This is a genomic window from Mycobacterium sp. 852013-51886_SCH5428379, assembly GCF_001665575.1.
GTDB lineage: Bacteria > Actinomycetota > Actinomycetes > Mycobacteriales > Mycobacteriaceae > Mycobacterium.
In genome coordinates this window covers 111,692-132,815 of the sequence record NZ_LZSU01000012.1, presented here as the reverse complement: position 1 = coordinate 132,815, position 21,124 = coordinate 111,692, and the positions used below count along the sequence as shown (strand labels likewise).

At 68.9% G+C, this 21,124-nt stretch carries 18 protein-coding genes and 1 tRNA gene; 10 read left to right on the top strand and 9 right to left on the bottom strand.

Features of this window, described 5'->3' with window-relative positions; genetic code table 11:
• Positions 1-69 precede the first annotated feature (69 nt).
• Positions 70-675 carry a TetR/AcrR family transcriptional regulator gene (locus A5757_RS04230; protein WP_066828937.1) on the top strand — a complete coding sequence of 202 codons (606 nt, stop codon included), beginning with the start codon at positions 70-72 and terminating at the stop codon, positions 673-675.
• Positions 676-688: 13 nt separating this feature from the next.
• Here A5757_RS04230 and rho read toward each other — a convergent pair whose 3' ends face one another.
• The 6 genes from rho to argS form a co-directional block, all read right to left on the bottom strand.
• Positions 689-2,713, bottom strand: a complete 2,025-nt coding sequence (gene rho / locus A5757_RS04225) for a transcription termination factor Rho (protein WP_066828936.1) — start codon at positions 2,711-2,713, stop codon at positions 689-691.
• Between the two features lie 291 nt (positions 2,714-3,004).
• Positions 3,005-3,949: a homoserine kinase gene (gene thrB, locus A5757_RS04220; RefSeq protein ID WP_066828934.1), complete on the bottom strand. Its 945-nt coding sequence runs from the start codon at positions 3,947-3,949 to the stop codon at positions 3,005-3,007.
• A 14-nt stretch (positions 3,950-3,963) separates the two neighbouring features.
• Positions 3,964-5,049, bottom strand: coding sequence for a threonine synthase (gene thrC / locus A5757_RS04215; protein ID WP_066828932.1), 1,086 nt, complete (start codon positions 5,047-5,049; stop codon positions 3,964-3,966).
• Positions 5,046-6,371 carry a homoserine dehydrogenase gene (locus A5757_RS04210; protein WP_066828930.1) on the bottom strand — a complete coding sequence of 442 codons (1,326 nt, stop codon included), beginning with the start codon at positions 6,369-6,371 and terminating at the stop codon, positions 5,046-5,048. Before A5757_RS04210 ends, thrC begins: the two co-directional genes overlap by 4 nt.
• Positions 6,368-7,708 (bottom strand): diaminopimelate decarboxylase, encoded by a 1,341-nt coding sequence (gene lysA, locus A5757_RS04205; protein ID WP_197497247.1) that lies wholly within the window; start codon positions 7,706-7,708, stop codon positions 6,368-6,370. Before lysA ends, A5757_RS04210 begins: the two co-directional genes overlap by 4 nt.
• A gap of 80 nt (positions 7,709-7,788) precedes the next feature.
• Positions 7,789-9,441 (bottom strand): arginine--tRNA ligase, encoded by a 1,653-nt coding sequence (gene argS, locus A5757_RS04200; RefSeq protein ID WP_066828927.1) that lies wholly within the window; start codon positions 9,439-9,441, stop codon positions 7,789-7,791.
• A gap of 99 nt (positions 9,442-9,540) precedes the next feature.
• On the opposite strand from argS, the gene A5757_RS04195 reads away from it, so the two are divergent.
• Positions 9,541-9,616, top strand: a tRNA-Arg gene (locus A5757_RS04195).
• Positions 9,617-9,716: 100 nt separating this feature from the next.
• Positions 9,717-11,555, top strand: coding sequence for a DUF1214 domain-containing protein (locus tag A5757_RS04190; protein WP_066828926.1), 1,839 nt, complete (start codon positions 9,717-9,719; stop codon positions 11,553-11,555).
• A gap of 12 nt (positions 11,556-11,567) precedes the next feature.
• Here the strand turns inward: A5757_RS04190 and A5757_RS04185 are convergent, their stop codons facing one another.
• Positions 11,568-11,993, bottom strand: coding sequence for a nitroreductase family deazaflavin-dependent oxidoreductase (locus A5757_RS04185; protein ID WP_066828925.1), 426 nt, complete (start codon positions 11,991-11,993; stop codon positions 11,568-11,570).
• 35 nt (positions 11,994-12,028) lie between these two features.
• Entirely contained in the window at positions 12,029-12,919 is an 891-nt protein-coding gene (locus tag A5757_RS04180) for an SDR family NAD(P)-dependent oxidoreductase (RefSeq protein WP_066828923.1), read from the bottom strand.
• A gap of 73 nt (positions 12,920-12,992) precedes the next feature.
• On the opposite strand from A5757_RS04180, the gene A5757_RS04175 reads away from it, so the two are divergent.
• Genes A5757_RS04175 through A5757_RS04155 form a run of 5 tightly spaced genes read left to right on the top strand, consistent with a single transcriptional unit; the run spans position 12,993 to position 17,568 of the window.
• Positions 12,993-13,436, top strand: a complete 444-nt coding sequence (locus A5757_RS04175) for a nuclear transport factor 2 family protein (RefSeq protein WP_066828921.1) — start codon at positions 12,993-12,995, stop codon at positions 13,434-13,436.
• 5 nt (positions 13,437-13,441) lie between these two features.
• Positions 13,442-14,659 carry a sulfotransferase gene (locus A5757_RS04170; RefSeq protein ID WP_231983880.1) on the top strand — a complete coding sequence of 406 codons (1,218 nt, stop codon included), beginning with the start codon at positions 13,442-13,444 and terminating at the stop codon, positions 14,657-14,659.
• On the top strand, positions 14,659-15,912 hold the full coding sequence (locus A5757_RS04165; RefSeq protein WP_066828919.1) for a hypothetical protein: 1,254 nt from the start codon (positions 14,659-14,661) through the stop codon (positions 15,910-15,912). Before A5757_RS04170 ends, A5757_RS04165 begins: the two co-directional genes overlap by 1 nt.
• Position 15,913: 1 nt before the next feature.
• The gene (locus tag A5757_RS04160) at positions 15,914-16,750 is read left to right on the top strand and encodes an oxidoreductase (RefSeq protein WP_066828915.1); all 837 of its coding nucleotides are present in this window, start codon (positions 15,914-15,916) and stop codon (positions 16,748-16,750) included.
• Positions 16,750-17,568 carry a mycofactocin-coupled SDR family oxidoreductase gene (locus A5757_RS04155; protein ID WP_066828913.1) on the top strand — a complete coding sequence of 273 codons (819 nt, stop codon included), beginning with the start codon at positions 16,750-16,752 and terminating at the stop codon, positions 17,566-17,568. The genes A5757_RS04160 and A5757_RS04155 overlap by 1 nt, the downstream gene beginning before the upstream one ends.
• On the opposite strand, the gene A5757_RS04150 is transcribed toward A5757_RS04155, so the two are convergent.
• On the bottom strand, positions 17,565-18,701 hold the full coding sequence (locus A5757_RS04150; protein ID WP_066828911.1) for an MFS transporter: 1,137 nt from the start codon (positions 18,699-18,701) through the stop codon (positions 17,565-17,567). The genes A5757_RS04155 and A5757_RS04150 overlap by 4 nt on opposite strands.
• Before the next feature lie 17 nt (positions 18,702-18,718).
• On the opposite strand from A5757_RS04150, the gene A5757_RS04145 reads away from it, so the two are divergent.
• Complete coding sequence (locus A5757_RS04145; RefSeq protein ID WP_197497244.1) at positions 18,719-19,285, top strand: TetR/AcrR family transcriptional regulator; 567 nt, start codon at positions 18,719-18,721, stop codon at positions 19,283-19,285.
• A gap of 276 nt (positions 19,286-19,561) precedes the next feature.
• Positions 19,562-21,046, top strand: coding sequence for a PGRS repeat-containing protein (locus A5757_RS23945; RefSeq protein ID WP_066828909.1), 1,485 nt, complete (start codon positions 19,562-19,564; stop codon positions 21,044-21,046).
• The last annotated feature ends 78 nt before the right edge of the window (positions 21,047-21,124 follow it).

Genomic DNA, 21,124 nt, shown 5'->3' with positions numbered 1-21,124 from the left:
TGCGTTGCTTGGCAGAATGCATTGACCGCGGTGCCGATCGCGGTGTTATGCGCGAGGAGGTGGCAACCGGTGCCGGCGACCACACCGACACGGTCGGTCCGCGATCGTCTGATCGACGCGGCCGAAGCCTGTCTGCGCAGCAAGGGAATCCGGGCCACGACGGTCTCGGAGGTGGCCGAGGCGGCGGGCGTGTCGCGAGGTTGGCTCTACCGGCACTTCCCCGACAAGGCGGCACTGCTCGGCGCGGCGATCGTGCGCCTCAACGAGGCGTACTGGTCGGAGGCGCACGGGATGCTCGAGCGCATCGACGGTCTGGACGCGCAGATCACCGCGGGTATCCGGCACGGCCGCAGCGCCTACGACGACCCCGGTGCGCTGCTGATGAAGCTGCGGTTGGAGGAACCCGACGAGTTCGCGGCCTGCGCGGGCGCCGGCGTGCAGGGCCTGGTGCCCGACCTCGCCGATTTCTGGACCCGCTATCTGCTCGCGGCCCGCGATAGCGGCGAGATCCATCCGGGCACGGACGTGGCCGAGGCCGCGGAATGGGTTGCGCGCACGCTCATCTCGCTGGCCACCGTCCCGGGGAACACGTTGGATCCGACCGACGAGGACGCCCTGCTCCGGCAGGTGCGTCGCTACGTGATGCCGGGCCTGAAGGCAGACCCGGCCGTCTGAGGCGTCAGCCCGATCAGTCGTGGTCGGCCGAGCCGGGCGCCGTCTTGGAGACCTGCACCAGGAACTCGTAGTTCGTCTTGGTCTTGCGCAGCTGGCTCATCAGCAGGTCGATGGCCTGATGGCTGTCCAGACCAGACAGCACGCGACGCAGCTTGTGAACCACGGCGAACTCGTCGGGCGAGAGCAGCAGCTCGTCCTTGCGGGTGCCCGACGGGTTGACGTCGACCGCCGGGAACACGCGGCGCTCGGCGATCTTGCGGTCCAGCTTGAGCTCGGCGTTGCCCGTGCCCTTGAACTCCTCGAAGATCACCGTGTCGCCGGTCGACCCGGTCTCCACCATCGCGGTGGCAATGATCGTCAGCGATCCGCCGTGCTCGATGTTGCGGGCCGCGCCGAGGAAGCGCTTCGGCGGGTACAGAGCGGTCGAGTCGACACCACCGGACAGGATGCGTCCCGACGCCGGCGACGCGTTGTTGTACGCGCGGCCCAGCCGGGTGATCGAGTCGAGCAGCACCACGACGTCCTTACCCTGCTCGACCAGGCGCTTGGCCCGCTCGATGGCCAGTTCGGCGGCCTGGGTGTGATCTGACGGCGGACGGTCGAAGGTCGAGGCGATGACCTCACCCTTCACCGAGCGCTGCATGTCGGTGACCTCTTCAGGTCGCTCGTCGACGAGCACGACCATCAGATGGCATTCAGGGTTGTTGCGGGTGATCGCGTTGGCGATGTCCTGCATGATCGTGGTCTTACCGGCCTTGGGCGGCGACACGATCAGCGCGCGCTGCCCCTTGCCGATCGGCATGATCAGGTCGATGACGCGGGTGGTCAACCGTTCCGGTGTCGTCTCCAGGCGCAGCCGCTGGTTGGGGTACAGCGGGGTCAGCTTGGAGAACTCGGGCCGCTTCTTGGCGTCCTCGACGGGGCCGCCGTTGACGGTGTCGAGGCGGACAAGCGGGTTGAACTTCTGCCGCTGGTTCTGCCCGCCGCCGTCGCCCTCCTTGGGCACCCGGACGGCACCGGTGACCGCGTCGCCGCGGCGCAGGCCGTTCTTGCGGACCATGTTCATCGAGACGTAGACGTCGTTGGGTCCGGCCAGGTAACCCGAGGTGCGGACGAACGCGTAGTTGTCGAGCACGTCGAGGATGCCGGCCACCGGCTGGACGACGTCGTCGTCGCGCAGTTCGGTGTCGCGGTCACCGCCGCCACCGCCGCCGCTTTCGCTGCCGCGTTCGCCGCGGCGCCTGCGGTCGCGGAACCGGCGCCCGCGCCTGCCCTGGCGGCCGTCGCCGTCGTCGTCGTCATCGTTGCTGTTGTTGTTGCTGTTGTTGGCGTTGTTGCGGTTGCCCCGGCCCTGCTGGTCGTCACGCTGCCGGTCGCCGCCGCCGTCATTGCGGTTGTCACCGCGGTTCTCGCCGCGGCCGTCGTTCTTGTTGTCGGACTTGCCTTCCGACTGATCGCCCGATCGGTTCCGACCGCGGTCGCCCTTGTTGTCGTCGTTGGCGGGCTTGTCCTGCCGAGAGCGCTCCGGGGCGGCCTCAGCCGGCTCCGGCGCCTTCTCCGGCGCGGACTCGGTGTTCTCGGGTGCGGCCTTGGTCTCGGGTGCGGGTGCCGCGGCCGGCGTCTCCGCCTCAGCCGGTGCAGGCTGGGCCGTATCCGCGGAGTCGGTCTCGGGGGCGCCCGCCCGGCGCGCCGCACCGCGGCGCTCACGGCGCGGCGGTGCCTGCTTCTCGGCGGGCTGCTCGGCAGCCTGCTCTGCAACCTTCTCGGGAGCGCTGTCGGCGGGCGCGGTCTTGGCGCCGTTGCTTTCGCGGCGCTCACGGATCGCGGCGATGAGTTCGCTCTTACGCATGCCCGAGGCGCCTTCGACGCCGATCTGCTTGGCGAGTGCGCGCAATTCGGGCAGCACCATCGAAGTCAGCGAGGTGGACCGGGCACGGTCACCGGCGGCGACGTCCGCGGTGGCGGCTGTCTCCGCGGTCGGGGTCTCGACGGCAGGTGCGCCAGGAGCATCAGTGGTGACGAGGTCCGTATCGGTCACGGATTTCCTTTCTGTCCCTCGCTGATTACGTGACGCGAGGGTTGCAAAATTCTTCGGCGTTCAGCCGTTTCGCTGAACGCGAAGTTCCCACCGTCGCCTCTGCAACGGTGATCGACGGCAATCGCCAGGATGAGGCGAACCGCCGGTCCACGAGTGAAACACGGGAAAGATGAGTGGTCGTCCTAGTGTCGGCGCAGGCAGAGACGCTGCGATTGCTGGACGATGCCGAGGATAACGCGCCTGGAAGAAGGAAGCAAGAAGGTTGCGCCACTGCGACCGCGTGTCTGCGGTTCAGTACCCGGCCACCACACCTGACGTCCAGCGAACACCCTCACCCACCGTCATCTCCCGCACGGCGAAACCGTGGGCCGTGCCGTACTCGAGTGCTTCAGCGGGCAGATCTGGGCTGGTGCTCAACGCCAACACCGCAGGTCCAGCACCTGACAGCACCGCTGCCACACCACAACCGCGCAGGACTTCCAGATATTCCGCCGAGGCCGGCATCGCGGGCGCCCGCTGTGGCTGATGCAGCACGTCCTCGGTGGCCGCCATCAGCAGGTCTGGCCGTTCGGTCAGCGCGACCACCAGCAGCGCGGCGCGGCTCAGATTGAACCGGGCGTCGGTGTGGCGAACGTGCTCCGGCAGCAGCACGCGGGTCTCGGCGGTCGACGATCGCACCTGCGGTATCGCCGGGAAGAGGTGGATCTCGGGGTGCAGCCGTAGCGGGGCCGCCGCGTAGCGGGTGTCAGCGGCTGCGCCCTCGGTCCAGGTGACGACCGCGCCGCCGAGCACGGCAGCCGCGGCGTTGTCGGGGTGCCCTTCGAACTCCGACGCCAGCTGCACCAGCTGGGCTTCGTTCAGCGGTGTCGAATCCGTTTGGGCCACAAGGCCATTCGCAACGGCGAGACCTCCGACGACCGCTGCGGCCGACGATCCCAGGCCGCGCGAGTGCGGGATGTCGTTGCGGCAGCGCACCGTCATCCCGTCCACGCGGCATCCCGCGGCCCGCAGTCCGGCCTCGATCGCCCGGACCACCAAGTGCGACGCGTCGAGCGGGACCTGGCCGGCGCCCTCGCCCTCGACCTCGACCGTGAGCCCCGATTCCTGGGTGTCGACGCTGATGTCGTCGTAGAGGCCGAGCGCCAGCCCCAGGCTGTCGAAGCCCGGGCCGAGGTTCGCGCTCGACGCGGCGACGCGGGCGGATGCGGTCAGACCGGCGGGAAGGGTGTGGGTCACGGCGCAGGCTTTCGTCAGACCAGGCCGAGTTCCGCGACGACCGCGACGGGGTCCACCGGAACCGCGGTCACGACCGGCATGCCCTTGAGCGCGGTGTCGGGATCCTTCAGTCCGTTACCGGTCACCGTGCACACCACGGTCGAGCCACGTTCGACCCAGCCGTCTTCGATCGACTTGAGCAGTCCCGCCACGCTCGCCGCGGATGCCGGCTCGACGAACACCCCTTCACTGCGGGCGACCAGGTGGTACGCGGCCAGGATCTCCTCGTCGGTGGCAGCGAGGAACCGGCCTCCCGACTCCTGCTGCGCCTCGACCGCCGAATTCCACGACGCCGGGGCGCCGATACGGATCGCGGTCGCGATGGTCTCCGGGTTCTTCACCGGCGCGCCCGACACCAGCGGCGCCGCGCCGGCGGCCTGCGTGCCCAGCATGCGTGGCAACCGGTCAGACAGACCGTCACGGTGGTACTCGGTGTAGCCCTTCCAGTACGCGGTGATGTTGCCGGCGTTGCCGACCGGCAGCGCATGCACGTCCGGTGCCGTGCCGAGGGCGTCGACGATCTCGAACGCAGCGGTCTTCTGACCCTCGATGCGGTACGGGTTGACCGAGTTCACCAGCGCGATCGTCGGGAAGTCCGCCGTCAGCTTGCGCGCGAGTTCCAGGCAGTCGTCGAAGTTGCCGTCGATCTGGATGATGCGGGCGCCGTGCATGACGGCCTGCGCCAGCTTGCCCATCGCGATCTTGCCCTGCGGGATGAGCACGGCGCACGTCATTCCCGCCCGCGCCGCGTAGGCGGCCGCGGAGGCGGAGGTGTTCCCGGTGGAGGCGCACAGCACGGCCTGTTGACCGCGGGCCGCGGATTCGGTGACGGCGACGGTCATTCCGCGGTCTTTGAAGGATCCGGTCGGATTGAGCCCCTCGACCTTCAGATGCACGGTGCAGCCGGTCTGTTCGCTGAGCCGCGGTGCGTACACCAGCGGCGTGCCGCCCTCGAGCAGCGTCACCGTCTTCCAGTTGTCGCCGACCGGAAGCCGATCGCGGTAGGCCTCGATCAGACCCGGCCAGGGGCGGTGCACCGCTGCGGCGGAGGAGGAACTCATTCGATGCTTCCTTCCATGCGGAGCACACTGTTGACGGTCTCCACGACGTCGAGTTCGCCGAGGGCGGCGACGGTTTCGGACAGCGCGGCGTCGGTGGCCCGGTGCGTGACGACGACGATGCGGGCGCCGCAGGGTTGGCCGCCCTCGCCGACCATGCCCTCCTGGCGCACCTCGGCGATACTGACCTCGCGCTTGCTGAATTCTGCTGCCACCGAGGACAACACACCGGGGCGGTCGGCGACGTTCATGTTGACGTAGTAGCGGGTGAGGATGGACCCGATCGACGCGACTGGGAGCTCGGCGTACTTCGACTCGCGCGGGCCGCGGCCGCCCTGAACCCGGTTGCGGGCGGCCATCACCAGATCCCCCATCACCGCCGACGCCGTCGGCGCACCACCGGCGCCCTGGCCGTAGAACATCAGCCGACCGGCGGCTTCGGCCTCCACCACGACGGCGTTGAACGCGCCGTTGACCGTCGCGAGCGGATGGCCGAACGGCACCAGCGCCGGATAGACCCGCGCCGAGACGCGCTGCTTACCGTCCGGTCCGGTGAGCCGCTCGCAGATCGCGAGCAGTTTGATGTTGCAGCCCAACTGCTTTGCGGACTCGAAGTCGGCGGCGGTGACCCCGGTGATGCCTTCGCAGTACACGTCGGCTGCGGTCACCCGGGTGTGGAACGCGATGGACGCCAGGATGGCCGCCTTCGCCGCAGCGTCATGGCCCTCGACGTCGGCGGTGGGATCGGCCTCGGCGTAGCCGAGTGCGCTCGCATCGGCGAGGGCGCCGGCATAGTCGGCGCCGGTGTCGTTCATCGCCGAGAGGATGTAGTTGGTGGTGCCGTTGACGATTCCGGCCACCCGGATCACCGAATCCCCCGCCAGCGACTGCGTCAGCGGCCGGATCACCGGGATCGCGCCCGCGACAGCGGCTTCGAAGTACAGGTCGACGCGGGCGGCCTCGGCGGCCTGGGCCAGCTCGCCGGTCGACTGCGCCATCAGCGCCTTGTTCGCGGTCACGACGGACTTGCCCTGTTCGAGCGCCGAGAGGATCGCCTTGCGGGCCGGTTCCACCGGACCCATCAGTTCGACGACGATGTCGACATCGTCGCGCGACACCAGCTCCTCGATGTTGTCGGTCAGCAGGTTCACCGGGACGCCGCGGTCGTCGGCGACCCGACGCACGCCGACGCCGCGCAACTCCAGGGGCGCACCGATCCGCGCCGCCAGGTCGGCCGCGCTGTCCTCGATGATGCGCACCACTTCACTGCCGACGTTGCCCAGCCCCAGAACCGCTACGCCGATGGACTTCTCCGGTGTACTCATTGACCACTCACTTCCAGACTCAACAGGTCATCGACCGTCTCGCGGCGCAGGATCAGACGGGCACGTCCGTCGCGCACCGCCACGACCGCCGGACGGCAGATCATGTTGTAACGGCTCGACATCGAATAGCAGTAGGCCCCGGTCGCGGCCACGCCCAGCAGGTCCCCGGGACCGACGTCGTCGGACGCCCAGGCATCGCGGACGACGATGTCGCCGCTCTCGCAGTGCTTTCCGACAACGCGGCTCAGGGTCGGCTCGGCCGCACTGAGCCGCGAGATCAGCCGCACATCGTATTCCGCGCCGTACAGCGAGGTGCGGATGTTGTCACTCATCCCGCCGTCCACGCTGATGTAGCGGCGGTGCCGGTTCGACGCTACGGCCACGTCCTTGACGGTGCCCACCTCGTAGAGCGTGATGGTGCCGGGCCCGGCGATCGCGCGGCCCGGTTCCACCACCAGCTGCGGCGTCGGCACACCCACGGCGGCCGATTCGTCGCGAACGATGGCGCTCAGCTTGGCGGCGAGTTCGCTCACCGGCGGCGGATCGTCGTGCGGAAGGTACGAGATACCCAGTCCCCCACCGAGGTCCACCGTCGACATCTGCGCGGTCTTGTCCACGCCGAACTCCTCAACGACATCGCGGAGCAGCCCGATGACCCGGCGCGCCGCGATCTCGAAACCGGCCACGTCGAAGATCTGCGAGCCGATATGGCTGTGCAGCCCGACCAGCCGCAGGTTGTCGGTGGCGAACACCCGCCGCACGGCGTCCATCGCGGCACCGCTGGCCAGCGACAGTCCGAACTTCTGGTCCTCGTGCGCGGTCGAGATGAACTCGTGGGTGTGGGCTTCCACGCCGACGGTGACCCGAATCAGCACGTCCTGGACCACCCCCGCGGTGCGGGCGATCTCGTCGAGACGGTCGATCTCGATCGTCGAGTCGACCACCACATGGCCGACGCCCGACTCCACCGCCAGCGTCAACTCGGCAAGCGATTTGTTGTTGCCGTGCAACGCGATTCGTTCCGCCGGGAATCCGGCGCGCAGGGCCACGGCGAGCTCTCCACCGCTGGCCACGTCCAGCGCGAGGCCCTCCTGGTCGATCCAGCGGGCCACCTCGCTGCACAGGAACGCCTTCGCGGCGTAGCGCACGTGCTCGCCGCCGCCGAACGCCGCGGCGATCTCGCGGCATCGTGAGCGGAAATCGTCCTCGTCGATGATGAACACCGGGGTGCCGAACTCGGCGGCGATGTCGGTCACTGCAACACCGGCGATCGAGACCACCCCGTCGTCACCGCGGCGGGCGTTGCGCGGCCACACGTTCGGGGCCAGCGTCAGCATCTCGTCGACGGTCGAGGGCCGCGGCGGCGCACCGCCGTGCTGGACCTCCTCGGCGTGCCGGGGGCCGGCGGGATGGGCGTTCACATCCGCTCCGGTGCGCTCACACCGAGGATCGACAGCCCGTTTGCGACCACCTGGCGGGTGGCCTGGCACAGCGCCAGCCGAGCCTCGTTGAGGGGTCCCGCCTCTTCATCGCCCATCGGCAGAACCCGGCAGGAGTCGTAGAAGCGGTGGTAGTCCCCCGCGAGATCCTCGAGGTACCGGCACACCCGATGCGGTTCCCGCAGCGCTGCAGCGGCCTTGAGCACCCGGGGGAACTCGCCCAGGTTGCGGATCAGCGTGCCCTCTTTGTCGTGCGTGAGCAGATCCAGATGGGCAGTGTTGGCGGCGATCCCCAGGTCGGCGGCGTTACGCGCCAGGGCGGACAGCCGGGCATGGGCGTATTGCACGTAGTAGACCGGGTTCTCGTTGCTCGCCGAGGACCACAGGGCCAGGTCGATGTCGATCGGGGTGTCCACCGACGACCGGATCAGCGAATACCGCGAGGCGTCGACGCCGATTGCCTCGACGAGGTCGTCGAGGGTGATGACCGTGCCCGCCCGCTTGCTCATCCGCACGGGCTGGCCGTCGCGCACCAGATTGACCATCTGGCCGATCAGCACCTCGACGGTGTCGGGGTCGTCGCCGAGCGCGGCGGCGGCGGCCTTGAGCCGGGCGATGTATCCGTGGTGGTCGGCGCCGAGCATGTAGATGCACAGGTCGAATCCGCGCTGACGCTTGTCCAGGAAGTACGCCAGGTCGCCGGCGATGTAGGCCGGGTTGCCGTCGCTCTTGATCACCACCCGGTCCTTGTCGTCACCGAAATCGGTGGTGCGCAACCAGGTTGCGCCGTCGCGCTCGTAGATGGCGCCCGTTTCGCGCAGCTTGGCGATGGCCTCGTCGACGCGGCCGGAGGTGTGCATCGAGTCCTCGTGGGTGAAGACGTCGAAGTCGGTGCCGAACTCGTGCAGCGAGGTTTTGATGTGGTCGAACATCAGGTCCACGCCGATGGCCCGGAACGTCTCGCGCATCTGATCGTCGGGAAGGTCCATCGCACCGGGGTCCTTGGCCAGGACCTGGGCGGCGATGTCACCGATGTAGGCGCCGGCGTACCCGTCCTCCGGGGCCGGTTCGCCCTTGGCGGCGGCGATCAGCGAGTTGACGAAGCGGTCGATCTGCGCGCCGTGGTCGTTGAAGTAGTACTCCCGCACCACCGCGGCGGACTGGGTGGCGAGCAGCCGTCCCAGCGCGTCGCCGACGGCAGCCCACCGGGTGCCCCCGATGTGGATGGGTCCGGTGGGGTTGGCCGACACGAACTCGAGATTGACGTTGCAGGCCGCGAGTTGCTCGGAGTGTCCGTAGCGCTCGGCGGCCGTGATGATCTGCTCGACCAACACGTTCTGGGCGGAGGCCTCGATACGCAGGTTGACGAAACCAGGGCCGGCGACATCGGCCGATGCGATGCCGTCCGCCGCGGCCAGGGCCTGCGCGAGCCAGCCCGCCAGCTCCCGCGGGTTGACCCCCGCCTTCTTTCCGATCTGCAGGGCGAGATTGGTCGCATAGTCGCCGTGTTCGGGATTGCGCGGACGTTCCACCGTGACCGTCGCGGGCAGTGTTGCAGCATCGAGGTCGTGCTCGGCCAGCACCGCTGCGGCGGTGGTCTTCAGCAGCTCGGCGAGGTCGGCGGGTGTCACGGGGGTCCATCCTATGGTCTGGGGTGGTCAGCGCCCGAATCCGTTCCCTCGCCGTGGATGCGTTAGGCTGTGCCTGCCCATTGGCGCGTTGCACCACGCGCCCCCGTAGCTCAGGGGATAGAGCGTCTGCCTCCGGAGCAGAAGGCCGCAGGTTCGAATCCTGCCGGGGGCACCACTAAAAGTGACTTGCGTCACGTCTCCTCGGGTCTTACGGTTACGCAAGGTTCGGCTGTCGAGTGCCGACCTCGTGCGGTTCCGACGGGAGGACTCCCGCTGTGGCGACGACGCCGGGCAGGCACGCACGCTTCATCGGCAGGGTCGGTGGTCTGGCCGTCGCGCTCGGCATCGGCACGGCTATCGCGATGAATATTTCAGCTGCCGCCGCCGACGACGGCAGCTCCTCGGACGGCACCTCGGGCGTCTCGACGGACTCCTCCGCCAAGTCGGCGTCGTCGGGCCCCACGGCCAAGGCCGAACGCGGCGCCGTCGCGGCCACCGATGATGAGGACGACCGGCCCCGCTACTCCCCTGACCGGCGTCGCGTCATCCGCAACGCCGCCGCCGACGACGACGAGTCCCCCAGGTCAGATCCCGGCAGGCCGCCTGCCGGGGTCACCACACGCGCGCGAGACGGTGTACCGACCGGGAGCGACGGAGTGTCCACCACCTCACGGACATCGCCGGCTGCACCGCCCAACGCGGCGGAAGCCGAAGAACCCGTGGCACCGCGGGTGAGCCCGCTCGCGACGCCCGAGCAGTTCGCGGCCGAGCGAACAGCCACCGAAACGGCGAACTCGCTACCCGTCCTCTTGATGAAAGTGGTTCTCCGGCAACAGTTCCTCACGGCAGCGCGGAACCTCTACGGCCAGGTCGACGAGGACAACATGAGTGCGCTCGACGGTGCTGTCGACGAGTACGCCATGGCTGCGGCTTTCCAGCAGCAGCTGCTCGACTCGATGAACCCGAAGGTGGTCATGCAGGTTGCCCCGCCACACACCTGGTTCGGGCGAGAGGTACCGGGTTCGCGGATCCTCTACGACAACCCAGACACCATCTACCGGTTCATGGGCGTCAACGGCGCCTCCGAATACGTCATCACCGGCCGGTTCCACCACACCGGCGGTGCTGGAATTCCCACGGACGTCACGTTCAGCGTGCTGGAAGGCCTGGCCGGGACCACCTCGTCGCTGCTGACCTACGACGACCTGGAGGTCAACCCGGACGGCACGTTCGCCATCACAGTGAGCGCGGAACCCGCCAACGGACGCAAGAACCACCTGCAGCTGACTCCCGGCTCGACGATCATCGCCGCGCGAGACACCCTTGGCGACTGGAACACCGAAGTGCCGATGAGCCTGTCCATCGCTCGGGTCGGCGGGCCGCCCGACAGCCTTTTCGCCCAGATCGGCGGCTTCGCCTTCCTCGGAAATGTCGTCAGTGGGAATCCGTTGCTGGCCACGTTGGTCTCCCTGATTCCGCCGCTGCCGTATCTGCCACCGACGGTGCGTGGTCTCTTCGCCGCCGCGATCCTGGTCGTGCGCGGCGCCGGCGAGCAGACCAAGTACATGGCGTTGGCGACCAGGGATCCCCAGACCGGCGTACCACGACCGGTCAACACCGTGAGCCAACCGGCGAGCAACGCCGAATTTCTTGCCAACCAACGCCAGAGCAACGGTCACTTCCAACTCGCCGACGACCAGGCCCTCGTGCTCACGATCCATCCCGGCCGCGCCGGCTACTTCGTCGTCCCGACCTACAACATCTGGACGATCACCGAGGACTACTGGAACCAGCCGACGAGCCTGAACAGCAAGCAGGCGAAACGCAACACCGACGGCACGTACACCGTCGTGATCTCTCCGACCGATCCCGGCGCCGCCAACTGGGTGTCCACCGGCGGACTGCACCAGGGTGCCATCGCGATCCGGTTCCAGGACCTCGGCGCCGAATCCGATGACGAACCGCGGATTCTCGACCAACGCGTGCTGACTCACGACGAACTACGGGACTACCTGCCGCCCGACGCCTTCATCACCGCCGGCGAACGCGGGGCACAGCTCGCCGACCGCCTGGCCGGCTTCGACGAGCGCTGGTTGCCCTACCCGCAGCCATAGCGGAAATGTGCACTACCTTTCCACCAAGAACACCGGAATCTGCCGGTCCGTCTTGGTCTGGTACTCCGCATACGGCGGGTACGCGTCCACCGCGAGCTTCCACCAGTGCGCGCGCTCGTCGCCGTCGATCTCGCGCGCGGTGCCCTCGAACGTCGTCTCACCGTCCTGAACGGTGACCGCCGGATTCGCCTTGACGTTGAAGTACCAGCTCGGGTGCTGGGGGTCGCCGCCCTTCGAGGCGACCATCGCATATCGGCCGTCCTCTTCGACACGCATGAGCGGCACATACCGCTTCTTGCCGGACTTGGCACCCCGCGTGGTGAAGAGCACGACCGGCCGGTCGAACACCTCCACGCCGTCGGTGGTGCCCTGCGCCAGGATGCGCTCGGTCTGTTCGCGAACCCAGTCGGTGGGGCTCAGTTCCGGTTGCTCAGTCACGCGCTGGGCAACCGCGCTCACCGGTCCGCTATTCCCTACACCGGCAGCGCGGTGCCGGTCTCCCGCTCAGCGAACTCCCAGAGCTTCCGGGCGTCGCCGTAGTCGCAGGCGTTCGCAGTTCGGCCGCTGAGCGCAGGCCCGCCCTTGAACCCGAACCGGCCGTCGATGCCCACATAGCTGCCCGGCGGGATCGGCTCGGTCAGGCAGTACAGGGTGGGCGCAGCGCCGGCCTCGATGTCGTTGCCGATCACGTTCGCCACCGCCGTCACCACCTTGTGGAAAGACGACATGACCCGGGTGTCGGAGACATTGGCCAGGTTCGAGGCGACGTACCCCGGATGGGTCAGGTACGTCGACACCGGCGCCGACGCCGCGCGCAACCGGCGGTCCAATTCGAGGCCCCAGAGCATCACCGCGAGCTTCGACCGGGCGTAGGCCGGGAACGCCGACCACTTCCGTGAGCGCAGATGGGGGTCGTCGAAATCGATGGTCGCCGACTTGTGCGCGTCCGACCCGACGTTGATGATCTTCGACCGGACCCGGCCGTAGAGCAGGTTGGTCAGCGCGAAGGGACCCAGGAGGTTGGTGCCCATCGTCATCTCGAAGCCGTCGACGGTGTCACTGTGGTGCTGCGCCACCAGCCCCGCGTTGTTGACCAGCACATCGACCTCGCCGTCGAACAGATCCGGGAAGGCGCGCACCGACGACTGATCGGCGAGATCGAGCTTGACCACGGAGGTCCGCCCACCCATCTCGGCGGCGCGCTGCGCACCGAGCTCCAGATTGCGGACGGCCAGGATCACCTCCGCTCCCGCTCGGGCCAGCGCCGTCGCAGTCGCCAGCCCAACGCCGTTGGTGGCGCCGGTGACGATGATTCGCTGTCCGCTCATATCGCCGAGCCGGGCCACTGACCATAGTTGCGTCACCGTCTGAGGTTAGCGAGGTCCCGGATTGACGCGACCGTTGACATGACACTTTCGGGCTGGTTGTCTACCGCCAATGAGCGACGCCGCCCGCCAGATCGAGAATCTGGTGTACACGTACGCCGAGCGGATCGACGCCGGCGACCTCGACGGTGTGGCCGCGCTGTTCGCCCACGGCCGGATCTGCGGGATGGAAGACGGGCCGCCCGAGACCGTCTTCGAAGGCACCGTCCGCGTCCGGGAGATGTACGAGATGGCCACCCGGCTGCACGACGACGGCACCCCGAAGACGAAACACTTCACCACCAACGTGCGACTCGAGGTCGACGACGACACCGGGACCGCGCGGGGCAGCGCGTACTACTGCGTCACCCAGGCGACTCCAGAGCTGCCGTTGCAGGTGATCGTGACCGGTCGCTATCGCGACACCTTCCATCGCATCGACGGGGCCTGGTGGTTCGACACCCGCATCATGTTCGTCGACCAGGTCGGCGACGTCAGCCACCACCTGAAGTTCTGATCGCAGTGCCGCGCCCCGTCACCACGGCGTCGGTGATGAGCGCTGCGCAGGAGAAGGAGGGGCTCTCCGACTGGGGTCCGCTGCCCTTCCAGACAGCACTCGAGGTGCTCGCCGAGAGTTACTCCGGGGCCGGGCTGAATGACATCGGCGGGCACATCATCACATCGGGCCTGGTGCACAGCCTGCGGATGAGATTGCGTGCCCAGGAGTGGATCCGGAGGCATCCGGAGATCCTCGACGAGGTCATCGCAGCGCCCATCGTCGTGGTCGGCATGATGCGTAGCGGGACCACGCTGCTGCAGCGACTGTTGGCTGCGGACAGTCGATTCCACTGCGCCTACGGCTGGGAGGTCGTCGAGGTCGCCCCGCGGTTCGAGCATGACTGGTCGGCGCCGGAAGACGCCCGCATCGCCGTCAGCGAACGGCGGGAGGCGGTCTCGCGGGAGCTGGCGCCCGAACTCTTCTCCATCCATCCCATGCACGCCCGCGAACCCGAAGAGGAGATCGTCTTCCTCTCCGACGCGTTCCTGTCACATGTGCCCGAGTCGGGTGCGTACGTGCCCGGCTACCGGTCGTGGATCGACACCCAGGATTTCGCGCCGGCGTATGCGTATCTGCACCGGATGTTGCAGTTCCTGCAGTGGCAGAAGCGGCGACGGGCGGGCGCAGTTGGGCGGGAGAGATCCGGGGGGCGCACCCCGGCGCGCTGGGTGCTCAAATCCCCGGCGCATCTGGGCTATCTCGACACCCTCAGAGCCCAGTTCCCCGATCTGCACATCGTGCACATGCACCGCGATCCGCGGCAGACCATCCCCTCCGGCGCCGGCCTCAACGCCACCTTGCACGCCATGCACGCCGACGACGTGGACCGGCAGCGGGTGGGCGTGGAGTGGCTGGAGCGGATGGGCTGGGCCAACGACCGCGCGATGACCACCCGGGACCGCTGGCCCGATGAGCAGACCCGCATCACCGACATCGAGTTCGACGAGGCGGTCGCCGATCCCCTCGGCGAGGTGGCCCGGGTGTACGACGCGATCGGGGTTGCGCTGACGTCTCACGCGGAGCACTCGATGCGTCGCTGGCTGACCGATCGGCCCCGCGTTCCGGCCCGTGCGCCGTACCACGCTGCCCAGTTCGGCCTGACCGACGATCAAATCGACGCCCGATTCACCAACTACAACCAGCGGTTTCGCTCCGACGCCGCCCCCGCGAGGAGGATGTGATGTCCGATTTCACCGGTCACCCGGTAGCGACCGCTTCACAGCACGAGCAGGAGCTCGCCGCGCTCGAACTCACCACCCATCCGACGGTGCAGGCGGCGTACCGCAGCGTCGCGGACACCTGGCTGAGCCGCGCGAAAGCCTCCGACGCCATGCGGGAACGCTTCGACGACGCGTTCGCCGAGGTGATGTTCTCCGCCGCGATCTGGTCGTCGAACCAGGACGCGCTGCGACCCGAGGTCAGCTGCATCACCCGCCTGGGCCATCCGGTGGCCGGTCGGTCGATTCCCGGATCACGCTGGGGCATCGACAATCCCGACAGCATCTACCGGGTGATCCCGATCTCCGGCGCCGAACGCTACGAGATCCACGGCCGCGTGGGTGCGAACCGCATGACGGAGAACTACTTCACGCTGTGGGACGCCCACATGGGCACCGTCGCAGTGCTCAACGGCCGCACCATGGCGGTCGAATCGGACGGTTCGTTCGTCATCACCGTCGACGCCGAACCCGCGGGCGACCGGCCCAACCACGTGCAGACCACCGCGGCCGCGCACGAGTTCTACATCCGCGACGTCCTGCTCAACTGGGACCGCGACGATCCGAATCATCTTGCCGTCCAACGCCTCGACGGTTCCGCTCCCCCACCGCCGCGGACGCTCGACGAGCAGGCCGAGGCCACGGCGGCCATGATGGCCCACTTCGCGAATTTCACCGGCAAGCTCAGCCATGGGATCTACAAGATGGCGCCGAACAATTTCAACCTGGCGTGGTCGGCCGACAAGGTCGGCGCCATGCGCAACCAGGTCTACGTGATGGGCCGTTTCGACCTCGCCCCGGGAGAGGCGTTCGTCGTCGACGTCAGCGACGGCGGGGCCGAGTACTTCACGGTCCCGCTCAGCAACATCTGGGGCACCACACTGGACATCGTGGACCGCACCGGCAGCCTGAACAAGGCCCAGTCGGTGCCCAACGACGACGGCACTTACACCTACGTGATCGCCCCGACCGATCCCGGCGTCGCGAACTGGATCGACTCGAACGGACTCACCGAGGGCATCCTCACCCTGCGGATGGCCGAATTCGGCGACGACGGACCGAAGGAGGACCTCGGCGCGAGCGGCCGGGTCGTCCCGCTCGACGACCTCGAGCGACAGGTCCCCGGACTGCGCCGCGTATCCGAGCAGGAGCGCGCCGCACAACTGGCCGACCGCCGTACCGCGTACCTGCGCCGGCTTCCCGAAGGGACGATCTGACATGGCCCGCTGGCTGATCACCGGGTGCTCCACCGGCATCGGGCGCGAAATCGCCCGCGCCGCCCTGGAAGCCGGGAACTCGGTGGTGGTGACGGCGCGACGACGCGAGTCGATCGCGGACTTCGCCGCCACCTTCGGCGAGCGCGCCGTGATCGCAGCGCTCGACGTCACCGACAAGAACCAGATCGCGGCGGCGGTACACACCGCGCACGACGCCTTCGGCGGGATCGACGTCCTGGTCAACAACGCGGGCAACGGGTACCTGTCCGCGGTCGAGGAGGGTGAGGACGAGCAGGTCCGCAAGCTGTTCGACACCAACTACTTCGGCGTCGTCGACACGATCAAGGCGGTGCTGCCCGGGATGCGTGCGCAGCGCTCCGGTCACATCGTCAACATCTCGTCGATGACGGGTTTGGTGGCCAACCCGCCCAACGCCTACTACTCGTCGACCAAGTTCGCGCTCGAAGCGCTCACCGAGGCGCTGGCGCAGGAGGTCGCGCCGTTGGGCATCCGCGTCACCGCGATCGAACCGGGCGCGTTCCGCACCGACTGGGCGGCTCGGTCGATGTGGGAATCCACCGCACCGATCGCCGAATACGACGAGAACGTCGGAGCCCGCAAGACGCTGATCAAGGAGTTCGCCCACCACCTGCCCGGCGATCCGCGCAAGGTGGCCGAGGCGGTGCTGATGGTCACCGGACTCGACGATCCGCCGCTGCGGCTCCTGCTCGGTCGCGACGTCCTCAAAGCGGTGCGCGACAAGCTGGCCGCGTTCTCCGCCTCGATCGACGAGTGGGAATCGGTCACCAAGGACGTCGGCTTCCCGAAAGGCACATGATGGCTTCACTGGACGGACACGTCGCCCTCGTCACCGGCGCGGCACGCGGTCAGGGCAGGGCGCACGCGGTCAAGCTGGCCGGCGAAGGCGCGGACATCATCGCCGTCGACCTCTGCGCCGACGTGCCCACCACCGGCTACCGCGGCGCCACCGCCGACGACCTTGCCGAAACGACGAGACTCGTGGAAGGGACCGGTCGCCGAATTCTGGCGCGCCAGGCCGATATTCGTGACCCTGATGCCATCGCCGACGTGGTGGCCGAAGGCCAGAAGATCTTCGGCCGGCTCGACATCGTGATCGCCAACGCGGGGATCATCCGCGTCACCGACACCGAGGAGCGCCCCGAGACCTTCCGCGACATCATCGAGGTCAACCTGATCGGCACCTGGAACACCGTCGACGCCGCCATCCCGGCACTGGTCGCCGGCGGGCGCGGCGGGTCCATCGTGCTGACCAGCTCCACGCAGGGACTCAAGGCCTCGGGAACCGACCGGCCCGGGATCCAGGCCTACGCGGCTTCGAAACGCGCGCTCGTGGCCCTCATGCAGAGTTGGGCCACACAGCTTGCGCCGCACTCCATCCGCGTCAACACCATTCACCCCAGCGGCGTCGCCACCGACATGATCATCAACGACACCACAATGGCCCTGGCCGCTGCCGAGGATCCGTGGTTGATTGCGCAGCAGAACGCGCTGCCGATCGCGCTGCTCCAACCCGAGGACATTGCGACGGCGGTGGCGTGGTTGGTCTCGGACGCCGGCAGGTTCATCACCGGGACGGCGTGGCCGCTCGACGCCGGATTCCTGTTGCGGAACTAATCCACGAGGTCGGGTGCGGGACTGCGGGCCGGCCGCACCAGGAGCGCGACGACCCCCACCCCCGCCGCGACGACGAACGCCGCCGGAAGTCCGGCGTTCTCGGCGAGTACGCCGACCGCCGGTGCGCCGAGCGCCTGGCCCGCGGCGAGCGCGAAGAAGCTCAGCGCGACGCCGAACGAAACGCCGTCGGGGTAGACCCGGGTGGCCCACAGGAGCAGCAGGCCCGACAGCGCGATGTACGTCGCGCCGAAGAGCGCACCAGCCGCCCCCACGGCCGGACCGATTTCCGCGCACACCGCGTACACCAGCGTCGCGCCGGCCATCGCCACGGTGAGCAACCGCCACGCTCGACCCAGCCCGATCCGCTGCACCAGATCGCCACCGAACGCGCCGGCGATCCCCGCCGCGCCCAACACCGTCCACACCAGCACAGCTGCGGTGTCTCCGAGGCCACCCGCGAGCTCACGGCCGAACGTCCACACCGCGGCGCTGCCGAACCCCGTCAACAGGGATGCGGCCACCAGCCCGGCCGAACCGGCCCGCCACGCAGCACGGGGCACCGACCGTCCGGTGGTGCCGTCGCCGGCCGGGATCGCACGCGCCACCAGTACCGTGGCCGCGGCGGTGATCACCGCCATCACCGCCCATGCCACCCGCCACTGCCCGAACAGCAGGAGGGCGATGGGCGCCGAGAGAACCACACCGACGCCGGTACCGGCGTTGACGACGGTCTGCGCGCGGTCCCGGGCGTCTTCGCGCACCCACCGGGCGACCGCTGCGGCCAGCGGTGGTGAGGCGAGCCCGGTGCTGCTGCCGGCCACCAGCACTCCCGCGGCCAGCACCGCCGTCGACGACGCCGCGGCGATGGCCGCGATCCCGGCGGTCGCGACGACACCGGCAGCCAACGCAACGCGTCGCGCCCCGAAGCGTTCGGTGAGCACAGTGCTGGCGACGATCGCGAGGCAGTACCCGACATAGGAGCCTGACCCGATGGCGCCCACCGTGGCGGGCGTCAGCGCGAACTCGTCGGAGAGCACCGGTGTGAACAGGCCGTAGGCGAACCGGGCGAAGCCGTAGCAGCAGGCGATGAGCAGCGTGCCTGCCGTCACGAGTAAGTAGAACGATCGTTTCACTTTGATAGATTGTCACGGTGGCCCTCCCGCGGCAACCCGCCCGCGCCCGACTGCTCCGCGCAGCCGACGCACTGTTTTATGAGCGCGGAATCGCGGCCACCGGCGTCGACGCGGTGATCGAGCGGGCAGGCGTCGCGACCGGATCGCTCTACAAGAACTTCTCCGGCAAGGACGAACTGGTTGCCGCCTACCTCGACGATCGCGACCGCCGGTGGCGCGACGAGTGGGAGTCTGCGATCGCGGCAGCGGCCGACCCCGTCGCCCGGGTGTTGGCAATCTTCACCGCCACCGAACGCTGGCGCGACGACGTGGGTCTCGGGCGTGGGTGCGCCCACATCGCGGCTGCCAATCAGCTGCCGTCGGACCATCCGGGTATGGCGGTCGCCGTCGCCCACAAACGACACGTCGTCGAACGGCTGACGGAGTTGGTCGCCGCCGCCGACATTCCCGAACCGGCAGGCGCAGCGCGCGACATCGCGCTGATCTACGACGGGATGCTTGGTTCCATGGCCGTCGGCCTGGATCCGGATGCGATCAACCGCGCCCGGCGGATCACATACACGCTGCTCAACGGCGGTCGTTAGTCATATTTGCTGATATCGCTGCGCTCGGATGGCCACGACCGCGAATCCAACAGAACACCCGCCTGAATCATCGATAGCAGGGCGCGGACCGTCTGTCACATCGCTGATAGGACAGCTTTCCAGCTTGGAATTAACGCACCCGTCACACTATGCTCGGCCGAGACACTGACGCATCGGGGCTCGGGGCTGCCGTTGCTGGCAACGCGACTTCGCGACGAAAGTGGGTTCCTGATGGGCAAGCGACCGGCAGCCTGGCCGAGGCGGCACGCAGCACGGATGGCCGGCGCTTCCGTGGCCGGCGCCGGGGTGTTGCTCGCGGCGCCGGTGGCGGCACTCATCGCCGCCCCGGGTGCGGCGCATGCAGCGCCCACCGTGCCCGCTCCGCAGCAGGCGTCCTGCGGCCCGCTCGACTTCGGCTGTCGCGACTCCGGCTTCATCGGCGACGGCATATCGACCCCGACGATCGCCTTCGAAGATCCGCTCGACCTCATCCTGGATTTCTTCGGCCAGATTCCGATCCTCAACATCTTCATCGGCAACGGCGTCGACGGCACCCTCGCCGGCACGCCCGGCATCAACGGCGGACTCCTCATCGGTAGCGGCGGCGACGGCGCGGACGGTGGCATGCCGGGATTCCGGGGCGGTGACGGCGGAAACGGCGGCCTGTTCTGGGGCCGCGGCGGCAACGGGGGCGCCGGCGGGCAGGGCGCAGCAGGCGGAAACGGCGGCCACGCGGGCCTCTTCGCCCTCTTCGGCAGCGGCGGCAACGGCGGTGATGGCGGCGCCGGGTCCGACCCGGAGTTCGGGCAGAAGAGCGCCGGCGGCAGGGGTGGGAACGGCGGTAACGCCGGGCAGTTCGCCCTCTTCGGCAACGGTGGCAACGGCGGCCATGGTGGGGCGGGAGTCCACGGCGACGACCTGGTGAATCCCTACGTCGGTGGCGTCCCCGGCTATCCCGTGGTCGGCCTCGGCGGAAGCTTCGCGGGACCCGCCTACGGACCGGCGACCGCGGGCAACGGACAGGACGGCGGCAACGGAACCGGGGCGAGCCGGTTCGCGGCCGGCGGCATCGGCGGGCTCGGCGGGCTGGCCATCGCAGCACCCGGCGGTCAGGCCACCGGCGGCAACGGCGGCAACGGCGGCACCGGAGCCCTCGGTGGGGCGGATGGCGGCAGGGGCGGCGACGGCGGTCGAGCGCAGGCCATGTTGGCGAACGTGGGCGGGAACGGCGTGGCCGGCAACGGCGGTCGCGGCGGCGACGGCGGCAGAGGGATCGACGGCGAGAGCGGCACCGCAGGCGGAGCGGGCGGCCACGGCGGCTTCGGAGGCCTGCTGGGCGCCGGCGGGCGAGGCGGCAACGGCGGCAACGGGGGCAACGGCGGCAACAGCCTCGGTGTCGGCGGGAACGGCGGTCAGGGCGGCCAGGGCGGCTTTGTCAACGGCGCAGATCGCCCCGACAACGTCGGCGGCAACGGCGGGGACGGCGGCAACGGCGGACGGGGCGGGGACGGCGGCAACGGCGGGGACGGCGGTGCGGCCGGCAAGGGCGGTGCCGCAGGCATTTTCGGGTCATCCGGCCCGTCCGGAGCCGCCGGCAAGGGCGGTGTCGCCGGCAACGGCGCACCGGGGGGCAAGGGCGGCCCCGGTGGCGCCGCCGGATGGGCCACCCCGTCGGGCAAGGGCGGAACCGCGGGCAAGGGCGGCGTCGACGGCGCTGCTGGAGTCCGCGGGCAGGACGGTGTCGACGGCAATACCACCTGACCGTCGCCCGTCGGGGAGTTTTCAGCCGATTTGCTGAAACACTCACAGCGAGAACGTTCCTGCGTACCGTTCATCGGA